This window comes from Sneathiella sp., from assembly GCF_002694385.1.
Taxonomy (GTDB): Bacteria; Pseudomonadota; Alphaproteobacteria; order Sneathiellales; family Sneathiellaceae; genus Sneathiella.
Window position 1 is genome coordinate 34,450 of the sequence record NZ_NZMB01000022.1, and the last position, 13,525, is coordinate 47,974.

The following is a 13,525-nucleotide window of genomic DNA, read 5'->3' on the forward strand; positions in this document are numbered from 1 at the left end:
TATCAACCCCATAATGTCTGCCACAAGCAGTACGCCGGTAAAACTGATGGCCTGCGCCATCGCCATTGGTCTGCTTGCCGGATACGGGGCCGTGGGCTTCCGCATCGCCATCAGCGAAATACAGCAGCTTTTTTATGGCGCGGACAGCCACGGCGTTGTCGCGCAGGCAATCGAGTTGCCATGGTGGCAGATTGTCGCCGCACCCATGATCGGCGGTCTCATTGTCGGCCTGTTCTGGAAATATATCCTGCCCCGCCATCGCAGCCAGGGCGTCGCCGACGTAATCGAAGCGGTGATCGTCAACCGCGGCAAGATGAAACTCATTCCCGGGCTTGGCGGGCTCTTTATTAATGCGCTCACACTCGGCTGTGGCGGGTCCAGCGGACGGGAAGGCCCCGTTGTCCATTTCAGCGCCCTGATCGCCAGCCAGATCGGGCAATGGCTGCGGATGCCATCCAGATATTATATGACGCTGATTGCCTGCGGTGTCTCCTCGGGCGTGGCCGCCTCCTTCAACGCGCCGATTGCGGGAATGTTCTTCGCCCTTGAAGTGGTTGTCGGATCGCTGGCGACACAGGCCTTTGCGCCCATTGTCATCGCATCCGTCATCGGCACCGTTGTCAGCCGTGTCTATCTCGGCGACTACCCTGCCTTTATCATCCCGAATTATGAAATCGTTTCCTTATGGGAATTTCCTGCGATTGCTCTGCTCGGCGTTGTCTCCGCCATTGTCTCGCTGATCTTTATCTGGAGCATCGGCTTCACGGAGCGGACCATCGACCGCTTCCGCCTACCCGAAGTATTGCGCCCTGTCGCGGGCGGGGCGGTTCTCGGCATCATTGCTGTTTTTGTGCCGCAGATCATCGGCGTCGGCTATGAGGCGACGGACAGCGCGTTGAAAGGCCAGTATCCGCTGATTATCCTGCTGATGCTGATCGTGGTGAAAACCATTGCGGTCGGGATTACCTTCGGCTCGCGTTTCGGCGGCGGGTTTTTCTCCCCCTCCCTCTTTATCGGCGCCATGACGGGGGGCGCTTTCGGCCTGATCGCCGCCGCCGCCTTCCCCGAAATGGCGGCCAGCCATGGTCTTTATGCCATTATCGGCATGTCGGCCGTTGCCGCCTCTGTCCTTGGCGCGCCGATTTCGACCATCCTGATCGTTTTCGAGCTGACGGGCGATTACAAGATTTCCATTGCCGTGATGGTGGCCGTTTCGGTTGCAACGCTCATTTCCAAGAATATTTACGGGCGCAGCATTTTCCAGACCCAGCTTCTCAATCGCAATGTGGATGTGAACGAGAGCCGGGCGCTCCGCCTGCTCAGCTTCCGCCAGGTGCGGGGCATCATGGATCGTGAATTCATCGAAATTCCCAAGCACACTGACATGAAGGAACTGCGCAAGATCATCCGCAATACGAATCATGACAAATTCGTGGTGGTGGAGCCGGAGACTCACGAATTCATCGGATGCATTGATTACAGCGACCTGAAAGCGGGACTGTTCGGGGACGAGCCGCTTGATCATATGACGGCGCAGGATCTGATGCATGATGACGGCCCTGTGCTGTTCCCCGATACCAGCCTGAAAAACGCCCTGGAAATTATCGGCAAGTCCGATACCGAGAATATTCCCGTCATCAACCGGGCCAATGAACGGCGCCTGATCGGCATCCTGCATCAGAAGGATCTGCTGCGCGCCTATAACGCCGCGCTTCTCTCCGCCCAGGACGATACCCGCGACCGGGTTTTCAAATAAACAACCGATCTGCGGTAGCCTCGCGGCACCGCTTGGGCTATATCTTGTCCCTATGGATGACAGCTTCGACATAGCCAGCTTTGCAGGCAATACCGGCGCGCCGAAAGCCCCGGATTTCAGCTATCTTGACGCTCTCAACGAAGGGCAGCGCGCGGCGGTGGAGGCCCTTGACGGGCCCGTCCTGGTGCTCGCTGGCGCGGGCACCGGCAAGACGCGGGTGCTGGTCTCCCGCCTTGCCCATATCCTCAATATGCGCGATGTCCGGCCGTGGGAAATTCTCGCTGTCACCTTCACCAACAAGGCCGCCGCCGAGATGCAGGAACGCACGGCGGACCTCGTCGGCCCGCAGGCGATCGAAATCAAACTCGGCACCTTTCACGCTATCGGCGTGTGGCTGCTGCGCCGTCATGCGGAGCTGCTAGATCTGTCCACCAGCTTCACCATTCTGGACACCGATGACCAGCTCCGCCTGCTGAAACAGATCATGAGCGAAGGCGGCGTTGATACCAAAAAATGGCCGCCGCGAGCCATGGCCGCCATTATTGATCGCTGGAAAGACAAGGGGCTGCGGCCTGATCAGGTGTCGGGCACCGGCGGCAGCGAATTTGCAGATGGCAAAGGCATCGCCTTCTACAAACGCTATCAGCAACGGCTGGCAGAGCAGAATGCCTGCGATTTCGGTGACCTGCTGCTGCATGTCCTGACCCTGTTCCAGAAGCACCCAGATATTCTCAGCCTCTATCAGCAGCGTTTCAAATATATCCTGGTGGATGAGTATCAGGATACCAACGTCGCGCAATATCTCCTCCTCCGGCTGCTGGCGCAGCGGCATCGCAATATCTGCTGCGTCGGCGATGATGACCAGTCCATTTACGGCTGGCGCGGGGCGGAGGTCGGCAATATCCTGAAATTCGAAGACGACTTCCCCGGCGCCCGTGTCATCCGGCTGGAACGCAACTATCGCTCCACCTCGCATATTCTGGGGGCCGCCTCCGGCCTGATTGCACAGAATGAGGGTCGGCTCGGCAAAACCCTTTATACGGAGGATAACGAGGGCGCGCCCGTTACCCTCAAAAGCCATTGGGACGGCCAGAGCGAAGCCCGCTGGGTCGCCGAAGAGATCGAAGCGCTGGAGCGCAAGGGAACGCGCACAAAGGATATGGCGATCCTTGTCCGCGCCAGCTTCCAGACCCGCGATTTCGAAGAATGCTTCTTAAGTCTTGGCATCAAATACCGGGTGATCGGGGGGCTGCGCTTTTACGAGCGGCGGGAAATCCGCGATGTCCTCGCCTATCTCCGCGTCATCAACCAGCCTGACGACGATCTCGCCTTTGAACGCATTTATAACCTGCCCAAACGCGGGCTGGGTGAAAGGGCGCTCGAAAAGCTTCGGGAGATTGGCCGCGGGGCCGGGCTGTCGCTGTCCCGCGCCGCCGATTTTGCCGTCGAACAGGGCTTTTTCAAGGGCAAAGCCCATAGCTCCCTGAAGGAGCTCTCGGAAAATTTTCATAACTGGCGGGCGCAGCAGGACCTTGTAGCGACCGACGAACTGGTGGAAACCGTGCTGGAGGACAGCGGATATTTCGACATGTGGCAGCAGGACACGTCAACCGAGGCGGAAGGCAAGCGGGAAAACCTGAAGGAGCTGATCCGCGCCGTCGGCGAATATGAAAGCCTGTCGCAATTTCTCGAACATGTCTCGCTGGTGATGGAGAACAACGCCGACAAGGGCGATGACATGGTCAGCCTGATGACACTGCATGCCGCAAAAGGCCTTGAATATGATGTGATTTTCCTGCCCGGATGGGAGGAAGGTCTGTTCCCGCATCAGCGCGCTCTCGATGAAAATGGCGTCAAGGCCCTGGAAGAGGAACGCCGTCTCGCCTATGTCGGCATCACGCGCGCCAAGAAACGCTGCTTCATCAGCCATGCGAGCAACCGCCGCATCCATGGGCAATGGCAATCCTCCCTCCCCAGCCGGTTTGTCGACGAACTGCCGAAAGAACATATCGCCGATCAGTCTGAACAGGGACTGTACAGCACCACCGCCCGCCAGACGGGGGAGAGCAGCTTTTCCTCCTGGCGGAGCCGGGAAACCAGCCATCTTGCGGAGATTCTCAACCGGAACGCTCAGAGGAATGAACGGCTTGTGGACAACAGCACCAAACCGGTCAGCCGAACACCGGCAACAAATGAGAACGGGGGCCTTGCCGTCGGCAGCCGCATATTTCACCAGAAATTCGGCTATGGCCGCATCCTCCGCAAGGATGGCCCGAAACTGGAAATCGCCTTTGAAAAGGCCGGTATGAAGAAAGTGATGGAACAATTTGTCCAGGCAGCCTGATCCCGCCTTTTGGCAGCTCACCCTGACCCTGCCCCTCGATCAGGCCATGCAGATCGCCGATCTTTATGAAGAGGAGGCGCTGACCGTCTCAACGCAGGAGGCCGTACCGGACGGATCGCTCTGGCGGCTGGATATCCTGTTCGAACAGCAGCCCGGCGCCGAGTTGCTGCACCGCCTGCCACCGGAGACAGAGTTCGATCTCGCCCCTCTCATCCAGAAGGACTGGGTCAGCGAAAGCCAGAAGATGCTGCCGCCCGTCGATGCCGGACGTTTTTATATCCACGGCTCGCATGATGCGCCGCATCCGGCCGCCTCGCGCCATAATCTGCTGATAGACGCGGGCGCGGCATTCGGCACCGGCCTGCATGAGACGACATTCGGATGCCTGACCGCGCTGGATGATCTGCATAAATGGCGGCGGGTCCGCCATCCGCTGGATCTCGGCTGCGGCTCCGGCGTCCTGGCTCTCGCCATTGCAAAAGCATGGAACATCCCCGTCCTTGCGAGCGATATTGACCCCGCCGCCGTCGAGGTGACAAAAGCAAATGCCCGGCGCAACCGACTTGCCCCCCTCCTGACTGTGGTGGAGGCCATCGGCCTGCAAAACCGGCTGCTGCGGGAACAGGCGCCCTATGATCTGATTGTCGCCAATATTCTCGCCTGGCCGCTCATGAAAATGGCGCCGGACATTGCCGCCGCCCTTGACCGGACAGGGGTCCTGATCCTTTCGGGGCTGCTTGGCACACAGGAGGTGATGGTGAGAAAGGCCTATTTAGAGCAGGGCCTGAAGCTGAAACGCCGATACGCTATCGGCGAGTGGAACACGCTGGTTCTCTGCCGATAGCGTATCAGGGAAGAAGTTGCAGCCGGTCCGCCTCGAATGGGGGGAAGAAACGGATCGGCTGCGAACGATCAGACCGCCTTGCGGTGATCGTTCAGATTTGCCGGCAGGGCAACATTGTCATTGGCCCGGAGCTGTAGCTTGCCATTAACGGCCGCTTCAATTTCCCCGCGGGAAAGGCCGATGTCCGCCAGTTCACGGCTATTCATGGCCATAAGCTGAACATAAGCCGCCCGTGCCTGCTGGGCTTCAATGAATTTGCGGCCCAGCTTGCGCCAGAAACCTTCACCCCGTACGGAGGCGGATTTGACGGTGCCATCAACGGCCTGATCAATCTCCGCCCGCGTCAGGCCGATATCCTTCAGCTCACGATCGCTCATTTCATACAGTGCGGCCTTGGCAGCAGTCGCCTGCCGCTGTTTCTTGAACTTTGCGACCAGGCCCGAAAGCTGCTCGGCGATGAAACGGCTTCTACGTGCATAAGCCTGCTGCGTCAGCTGAAATTCATCAATATAGTCATTGTTGGCATTGACGGGCGCACCCTGCACAAAGCCGTTCTGTTCTTTCGCGACATAACTCGTCATTTTCCTACTCCTTCAATTCCGTCATCGCTCCCGTAGAGCGAAGATTAGCGATTATTTTTTTCCGTAACCGGGATGAAGCCATTTTCATTGGCGGCATCACCCAGAATTTCATTTTCATACCGAACTGCCCTGACAAGCGGGCCGTGGCCCAGGTCCAGGACAATCGTCTTTTCCACATCGGCAAGACAAAGGCGCGCGCGCAAGGATCGCATCAGCCCCGACAGGCCGAAGGACCGGTCAGTAAAAGCTGGTTCATATCGCAAATGACCGACCGCGCCGTAGCCGGGCTGTCCTGCATCTGCATATCTTTCATTCCTTGCGAACATTTCACTCTTTCCGCCTGACATTCTCAATGACGAATATATTGCACTGCATCCATTAAAAAACAATAACTTACTAAGCGTTTTTGCCCGCAAAGATCGAAATGGTGCTTTGCAGAAAATGCATGGCTCACGTTGCACTCATGACGAAAAAGCGCCATATTCATCATCAGAAGTATCATGTTATCAATAGGGTTAGCCCATTTCAGGATATCGCGATGGAAACCGCCGCATTGCCCGCTCTCGCCCCGTTCCTTCCCCATGGTATGAAGGAGGAAGAGGCCGTTCAGATCCTAAAGGCCGCTGCCGCTGCCCCGCCACGCGGGGATGAGGATCTGCTGCTCACCCGGCTTTTCCCCCGTCTCGATGCGGAAAATCTGGCGAAAATCCGCGCCGCGCGAGAAGAAATGCGCGCGCAAATTCAGACCGATGTTCTCAACCGTGCGGCATCCGTAGAACGGCTTGCGGCGCTACGGGCGGAAATGGCGCGGCAGACGCTTGACGGCTTTATCATCCCGCTTAATGACGAATTTCATGGCGAGGCGGCCCCGGCGGCGGCGGAACGGCTCAAATGGCTGACCGGCTTTACCGGATCGGCGGGCGTTGCCGCTGTCCTCAAAGACAGGGCGGCAATCTTTATTGACGGGCGCTATACGCTGCAGGTGCGGGGCGAGGTGGATACCACGCTTTTCACCCCCCGCCATGTCAGCGAGGAGCCCATGAGCGACTGGCTGAAAGAACATATGTCCAGTGGCCAGACCCTTGGCGTTGATCCCTGGCTGCATACCGAAAGCGGCATGAACAATCTGAAACGGCTGACCGGAGAGATTGGCGTGACGCTCGCCTCTGTCGCAAAAAACCCCATAGATGCCGTCTGGCCGGACCGGCCGCCGCAACCACTTGCCCTGGTGCAGCCGCAGACGGAAAAATTTGCTGGGAAAAGCTCCGCCAGCAAGCGTCAGCGCATGGCCGCCCACCTGGCGGAGCGCAAAGTCGATGCCACCGTGCATACCCTGCCCGATGTGGTGGCCTGGCTGCTCAACATCCGGGGCGCGGACTTGCCCTGCACGCCCTTTGCCCTTGGCTTCGCCATTTTGCATCAGGATGCGACGGTCGACCTCTTTATGAAAGAAATGAAATTTGCAACCGGCCTGAAGGAGCATCTCGGCAATATGGTCCGTGTCTGGGCGCCGGAGGAATTTACCGCCGCCCTCACGGCGCTTACCGGCAAAACCGTGCAGATTGACCCGATGGTCACCAGCCAGGCCATACTCGACCGGCTGACGGAGGGCGGAGCCAATCTCATCCGGGCGGAAGATCCCTGCCTGCTGCCGAAAGCAACCAAAAATGCCGTCGAGGTGGAGGGGATGCGCCGCGCGCATATCCGCGACGGGGCGGCGATGGCGAAATTCCTCCACTGGCTCTCGGCCAATGCCACGTCCGGGGATATTGATGAGCTCACGGCGGAGGCGAAGCTACGTTCCTTCCGCGAGATAGGCGAGAATTTCCGCGACCTCAGCTTCAACACCATCTCCGGCGCCGGGCCGAATGGCGCCATCGTCCATTACCGGGCGACACCGGCCAGCAACCGCAAGCTGGAAAGCGGCAATCTCTATCTGGTGGACAGCGGCGCACAATATCTGGACGGCACCACGGATATCACCCGTACCATCGCCATCGGAACGCCGTCACAGGAAATGAAGGAACGCTTCACACTGGTCCTGAAAGGGCATATTGCCCTTGCCCGCGCGATCTTCCCCAAAGGCACATCGGGAAGCCAGCTCGATACGCTGGCCCGCGCACCACTCTGGGCCGCCGGGCTCGATTTCGATCATGGCACCGGGCATGGCGTCGGCAGCTATCTCAGCGTCCATGAAGGGCCGCAGCGGATTTCAAAAGCGCCGAGCGCGGTCGCCCTGCAACCGGGCATGGTCCTGTCCAACGAGCCGGGATATTACAAGACAGACGCCTATGGCATCCGCATCGAGAATCTGGTTGTTGTCTCCGAGGTGACGCCTCCCGCCGGGGCGGAACGGGTTGTTTACGGTTTTGAAACCCTGACATTCGCACCGATTGACAAGGCGCTTGTGGAAACGGGGCTGATGAGCGATACGGAAATCGCCTGGCTCAACAGCTATCACGCCGCGGTGCGGGCAAAAATCTCTCCGCTACTGACGGGGGACAGCGAAACGCTCACCTGGCTGGAGCAGGCGACGGCGCCCCTTTGACCGGCGGCGCCGTTATCCCCCGCCGATCAGGTCAAGCCATTCCTGTTCGTTCAGCACGGTAACGCCGAGTTCCGACGCTTTCTTGAGTTTCGATCCCGCATTGGCACCGGCCACCAGATAATCCGTCTTGGCGGAGATGGAACCGCTGACCTTCGCGCCCAGCCCTTCCGCTTTCGCCTTCATTTCCTGTCGGGTCATCAGTTCAAGCGTACCGGTAAAGACGACTGTTTTCCCGGCAACGCTGCTATCCTCCGCCGGGCGAGTGAAATCCGTCACAGTAATTTCCGACAGTAGGTCATCGAGCAGTTGCTGGTTCAGCTCTTCCCGGAAAAATTCAGTGATCGCATCGGCGACCGCCGGACCGATACCGTCAATCTCCAGCAGGTCCGCATAGGCTGCACCGCCCGCCTCTCCCGTCGCGCCAAGACTACTGCGCAACGCATCAAGCGTGAGATAGGACCGCGCCAGCAGCCGGGCATTCCCCTGCCCGATATGTCGCACGCCCAGCGCATAAATAAACCGGTCCAGCGTGATCTCCCGCCGCTCGTTAATGGCGTCGAACAGATTTTGCGTCGCCTTCTCGCCAAAGCCCTCGCGATTCTTGATCCGCGTCAGATTTCCGGGGGCACTGTCGCGCTTTTCCAGCGTGAAAATATCCGCGGGCGCGCGGATCAGGCCGTCCTCATAAAAGGCTTCGATCAATTTGGTCCCCAGCCCTTCGATATCAAAGGCATTGCGGGAGACGAAATGCTTTAAGCGCTCCACCGCCTGCGCGCGGCAGATGAGCCCGCCGGTGCAACGACGCACCGCATCCTCCTTGCCCGTCGTCTCGTTCAGCTCTTTCACTGCATGGCTGCCACAGACCGGGCAGTGATCGGGGAAAACATAAGGCGTGCTGCCCTCCGGGCGCTTGTCCAGCACCACCTCCACCACCTGCGGGATCACATCGCCCGCCCGCTGGACAATTACCGTATCGCCAATACGGATATCCTTGCGCAGGATTTCATCTTCATTATGGAGCGTGGCGTTGGAAACAACAACGCCGCCAACCGTGACGGGATGGAGCCGGGCAACAGGCGTCAGCGCGCCGGTGCGCCCGACCTGGATTTCGATATCCTCAATCACCGTACTGGCCCGTTCGGCCGGGAATTTATGCGCAATCGCCCAACGCGGGCTGCGGCTCACAAAACCCAGACGCTCCTGCCAGTCCAGCCGGTTGACCTTGAACACCACGCCGTCAATGTCATAGTCGAGGCTGGCGCGCAGTTCCTCGATCTTGCGATAGGCATCAATCGCCTCCTCCATGTTCACACAGACTTTGGAGAGCGGGTTGACCGTAAAACCCCAATCGCTGAAAGCGGCCAACACCTCCGATTGGGAGGCACCGGGCAACTCCGCCGCCTCCCCCCAGGCGTAGGCGAAAAACCGCAGCTTACGCGATGCGGTAATCGAGGCATCAAGCTGACGCAGACTGCCCGCCGCCGCGTTGCGCGGATTGGCGAATATCTTGCCGCCGCTGTCCGACTGCGCCGCATTCAACGCCAGGAAATCGGACTTCGACATATAGACTTCGCCGCGAATTTCAAAAACATCGGGGGGGGAAGCCTTCTCTCCCTTCAGGGTTAGCGGCAAATCCGTCACCCCGCGCAGGTTGGCGGTAATATCTTCCCCCTCCTGACCATCACCACGGGTGGCGCCCTGAACGAACTTTCCCTTGTCATAGCGCAGGCTCGCGGACAATCCGTCGATTTTCGGCTCGGCGAAGAAGGCGACTTCTTCCGTCGGCGCAAGGCCAAGAAACCGCCGCACGCGCCCTTCGAACTCCCGCAGTTCCTCATTATCAAACGCATTATCGAGGGACAGCATCGGCACGCGATGTTTTACCTTGCGAAACCCTTTCGACGGCGCAATGCCGACATTCTGCGACGGGCTTTCCTCCGTAATCAATTCGGGAAAGCGCGCTTCTATGGCGAGAAGATCTTTGCGCAGCGCATCATATTCCGCATCCGAAATGACCGGTGCATCTTCGGCGTAATAGGCCTCGTCATGATCGCGAATGATCTTCGCCAGCCTTTCATGCTCGGCCTTTGCCTCTTCCACCGTCAGCTTCGCGATCTCTGTCATGGTCATCCTTCAATCAGGCTGAGAGCCGCCGCGCGCGCCTCCGCCGTCACACTTGCGCCGGACAGCATCCGGGCGATCTCCTCCGTCCGTTCCTCCGCCGTGAGACGGGTGACAGAGGTAATGGTTACGCCCTCCGCCTCCGCCTTGCGTATATTCCAATGCGCCTGACCGGCGGCGGCGACCTGCGGGGAATGGGTGATGACCAGCACCTGAAGATCATGGGCGAGACGGTGCAGCCGCTCCCCTACCGCATCGGCGGTTGCGCCGCCAACACCGCGGTCCACCTCATCAAAGACCAGTGTCGGGGCCGAACCGGCACGCGCCAGCACAACCTTCAAGGCCAGCATGAAGCGCGACAGCTCCCCGCCCGAGGCGATCTTGATCAGCGGACCTGCATGGCTGCCTGGATTGGTCGCCACCAGAAAGGCAACCCTGTTCATGCCAGCCGGGCCCCAGCTTTCTTCCGGCACGTCGGCGATCTCGGTGGTAAACCGGGCGGCGCCAAGCCGCAGTGGATCCAGTTCCGCCATGACGGCCTCGTCCATCTCCGCCCCAACGGTCCGGCGCTTTTCCCCCAGCACGGCGGCCGCCTGCCTGTATTGTTCCCGGGCCGCCTCTGCCTGCTCGCGAAGGGCGGTGATCTGCCGGTCGCCTTCCTCAACCGCCCGCAGACGGGAAATGAAGTTCTCCAGCAAACGCGGCAATTCCGCCACCTCGCATTTATGCTTGCGCGCCGCCGCCCGGAGGGCAAAGAGACGCTCTTCTACCCGCTCCAGCCCCGCCGGATCCATATCCAGGTCACTCGCCACCATATTGATGGCGGTCTGCGCCTCAGCCATTTCAATGGCGGCCCGCTCCAGACTTTCGAGCACCGGATCAAGCTTGCCAGACGCCTTCTCGATCACCCGTTCCACTGCCCGCGTCGCTGTCCGGATACGGTTTTCAATGCCGCCATGATCGGTGAGCGCCTTTTCCGCATCGCGGAGCGCCTCCGCAATTTTCTCGGCATGCATGAGGTTGGAGCGTTCCACGGCGAGGGCTTCCTCCTCCCCCTCTTCCGGGGCGAGATCGCCAAGCTCTTCCACCATATGCCGGAGATATTCTTCATCTATACGCGCCTGCTCCATCTCACGCAGGGCGCTTGCCAACTTTTCCGCCGTCTCCTGCATCCCCTCATAGAGACGTCCGACAGCCATTACGTCTGCTTCCAACCGGCCATACTGATCCAGCAACAGGCGATGACCGCGCGCATCCAACAGGCCCCGTTCGGCATTCTGTCCGTGGATTTCCACAAGCATTTCCCCGACATTGCGCATCAGGCCCGCGCTCACCCCCTGATCATTGATGCTGGCGCGGCTGCGGCCATCCGCAGTGAGGGTGCGGCGGAGGATCAACGGCTCCCCGCGATCAACCTCGATCTCGGACAGCAGATCGAACGCCGGATGATCGGGGGGCAGGTTAAATTCCGCCGTGACAGTTCCCTGCTCCGTTCCGGCGCGAACAAGGCCCGCATCGGCCCGCACCCCAAGCGCCAGTGCGAGGCTGTCCAGCAGGATGGATTTTCCGGCGCCTGTCTCCCCCGTCAGAACGCACAGCCCTTTTTCAAAGGCAATATCCAGCCGGTCGATCAGGACAATATTGCGGATGGCGAGTTTTTCCAGCATGTCCGGCGGGCGCTAAAAGACGGTTTTCCAGGCCTTGACGATCCATGAATCTTCGTGGATTTCCGGCTTGAGATAATTCTTGTCCAGAAGTGCATATGAATCTTCATACCATTCGCTGCCCGGGAAGTTGTAGCCGAGAACCGCCGCCGCCGTCTGCGCCTCATCCCGAATACCGAGGATCAGATAGGCTTCCGTCAGGCGGTGCAGCGCCTCCGGCGCATGCGTAGTCGTCTGATATTCCTCAACCACCGTGCGGAACCGATTGATGGCGCCGACAATATGCTTCTGGTTCAGGTAATACCGCCCGATGGCCATTTCCTTACCCGCCAGATGGTCCCGTGTCAGATCAATCTTGAGGCGCGCATCCTGGGCATATTCCGTATTTGGAAAACGGCGCACCAGATTTTGCAGGGCATCGAGGGCCTGTCGCGTCACCTTCTGATCCCGCTCAACACCCGTGATCTGTTCATAATAGGAAATCGCCACCAGATAATAGGCATAGGCGACATCCTTGTTACCCGGATGCAGCTCGATGAACCGTTCCGCCGCCAGAATGGCCTGGTCATATTCATTACTCTGGTAATAGGCGAAGGCGGACATGATCTGCGCTTTGGTCGACCAGACGGAATAGGGATACTGACGCTCTACCTCATCAAACCCGCGCGCCGCCTGACCATAATTTTCGCTATTCAGATCGGCCAGTGCCTGATTATACAGATCCTCGACCGGCCGTTCGACATAGGCGTCGGGCTCCGATGTGCCGCTACAGGCCGACAGCACCATGACAATTGAAAAGGCGCACAGCACCTTTGCCTGTTTGGAAAATATTTGGTGAAACAACTTGTTCCTCTCGGCCCGTGACCATCAAACTACAGAAGCTGCGGCATTTTATCCAATCAATGGAGCAAGGGGAAGTTTTCGATTAAGTTTTCTTCGTGTTCGGGAAAAAATGATCCGCAAGGCGGCATTGTCCTCAAATGATGACCGGCGCGATTGCGGAAAACTCTATCGCGATAACCCGGCGTTAGAGCTCCGGGAGAAGCGATAAAAAAATTTTATCTAATTATTGTTAGAATTTAGATATTTCGTTTTTCTACCCGTGTGTGTTATATTACCTATAAGGGTGAAGGCGCCGTTCGATTTTCTCCCACGATAATATATCGTTTTTCTCGAATCGTCGACAACGCCCTTGACAGTAAAACAACCAAAAATAAATTCAGGTTTTAAGAAAGGTACCAAACTACAATGGGCAAAGTCGCGAAAAGAGTCGACGACCACGTCGGTGAGCGGATTCGTGAAAGACGCACAATGATGGGTCTGACACAGGAGCATCTGGCGAAGGCACTCGATATTTCCTATCAGCAGGTTCAGAAGTATGAAACCGGCGCCAACCGCGTAAGTGCTGGCAGATTATATGAAATAGCAAAACGGCTTGAAGTCGATGTTGCCTATTTCTTTGAACATCTTGAACCATCAACAGCCAGCATTCCCTTGGAACATGGCGGAAAAAACCGCTCCACGATTGAGCTTGTCCGCAATTACAGCGAAATTGAAGAGCCTGCTGTGCGCTCCGCGGTCAGCGGCCTGATCAAAAGTCTGGCTGGCAAGGAGCGGCGGCGCAAGTCCGCATAAATTCCACCCGACAGAGATTTCACAGAATGAAC

At 58.4% G+C, this 13,525-nt stretch carries 10 protein-coding genes; 5 read left to right on the plus strand and 5 right to left on the minus strand.

Annotation, left to right across the window (positions count from 1 at the left end; translation table 11 throughout):
* Positions 1–13: 13 nt before the first annotated feature.
* The 3 genes from CMN55_RS15085 to CMN55_RS15095 are packed head-to-tail and all read left to right on the plus strand — an operon-like array spanning position 14 to position 4,944.
* Positions 14–1,756 carry a chloride channel protein gene (locus CMN55_RS15085; RefSeq protein ID WP_293950774.1) on the plus strand — a complete coding sequence of 581 codons (1,743 nt, stop codon included), beginning with the start codon at positions 14–16 and terminating at the stop codon, positions 1,754–1,756.
* Between the two features lie 52 nt (positions 1,757–1,808).
* Positions 1,809–4,100: an ATP-dependent helicase gene (locus CMN55_RS15090; protein WP_293950776.1), complete on the plus strand. Its 2,292-nt coding sequence runs from the start codon at positions 1,809–1,811 to the stop codon at positions 4,098–4,100.
* Complete coding sequence (locus CMN55_RS15095; RefSeq protein WP_293950778.1) at positions 4,084–4,944, plus strand: 50S ribosomal protein L11 methyltransferase; 861 nt, start codon at positions 4,084–4,086, stop codon at positions 4,942–4,944. Before CMN55_RS15090 ends, CMN55_RS15095 begins: the two co-directional genes overlap by 17 nt.
* Before the next feature lie 68 nt (positions 4,945–5,012).
* On the opposite strand, the gene CMN55_RS15100 is transcribed toward CMN55_RS15095, so the two are convergent.
* Both CMN55_RS15100 and CMN55_RS15105 read right to left on the minus strand, forming a co-directional pair.
* Positions 5,013–5,525, minus strand: coding sequence for a DUF1127 domain-containing protein (locus CMN55_RS15100; protein WP_293950780.1), 513 nt, complete (start codon positions 5,523–5,525; stop codon positions 5,013–5,015).
* A gap of 44 nt (positions 5,526–5,569) precedes the next feature.
* Positions 5,570–5,851: a hypothetical protein gene (locus tag CMN55_RS15105; RefSeq protein WP_293950782.1), complete on the minus strand. Its 282-nt coding sequence runs from the start codon at positions 5,849–5,851 to the stop codon at positions 5,570–5,572.
* 212 nt (positions 5,852–6,063) lie between these two features.
* Here CMN55_RS15105 and CMN55_RS15110 point away from each other — a divergent pair, with 212 nt between their 5' ends.
* On the plus strand, positions 6,064–8,073 hold the full coding sequence (locus CMN55_RS15110) for an aminopeptidase P family protein (RefSeq protein WP_293950784.1): 2,010 nt from the start codon (positions 6,064–6,066) through the stop codon (positions 8,071–8,073).
* A 12-nt stretch (positions 8,074–8,085) separates the two neighbouring features.
* Here the strand turns inward: CMN55_RS15110 and ligA are convergent, their stop codons facing one another.
* Genes ligA through CMN55_RS15125 form a run of 3 tightly spaced genes read right to left on the minus strand, consistent with a single transcriptional unit; the run spans position 8,086 to position 12,701 of the window.
* A complete protein-coding gene (ligA, locus tag CMN55_RS15115) occupies positions 8,086–10,203 on the minus strand; it encodes an NAD-dependent DNA ligase LigA (RefSeq protein WP_459253674.1) in 2,118 nt (705 codons plus the stop codon).
* The gene (gene recN, locus CMN55_RS15120; RefSeq protein WP_293950788.1) at positions 10,200–11,861 is read right to left on the minus strand and encodes a DNA repair protein RecN; all 1,662 of its coding nucleotides are present in this window, start codon (positions 11,859–11,861) and stop codon (positions 10,200–10,202) included. Before recN ends, ligA begins: the two co-directional genes overlap by 4 nt.
* Before the next feature lie 12 nt (positions 11,862–11,873).
* Complete coding sequence (locus CMN55_RS15125) at positions 11,874–12,701, minus strand: outer membrane protein assembly factor BamD (RefSeq protein WP_293950790.1); 828 nt, start codon at positions 12,699–12,701, stop codon at positions 11,874–11,876.
* A 405-nt stretch (positions 12,702–13,106) separates the two neighbouring features.
* Here CMN55_RS15125 and CMN55_RS15130 point away from each other — a divergent pair, with 405 nt between their 5' ends.
* Positions 13,107–13,493 carry a helix-turn-helix domain-containing protein gene (locus CMN55_RS15130; RefSeq protein WP_293950792.1) on the plus strand — a complete coding sequence of 129 codons (387 nt, stop codon included), beginning with the start codon at positions 13,107–13,109 and terminating at the stop codon, positions 13,491–13,493.
* Positions 13,494–13,525 lie beyond the last annotated feature (32 nt).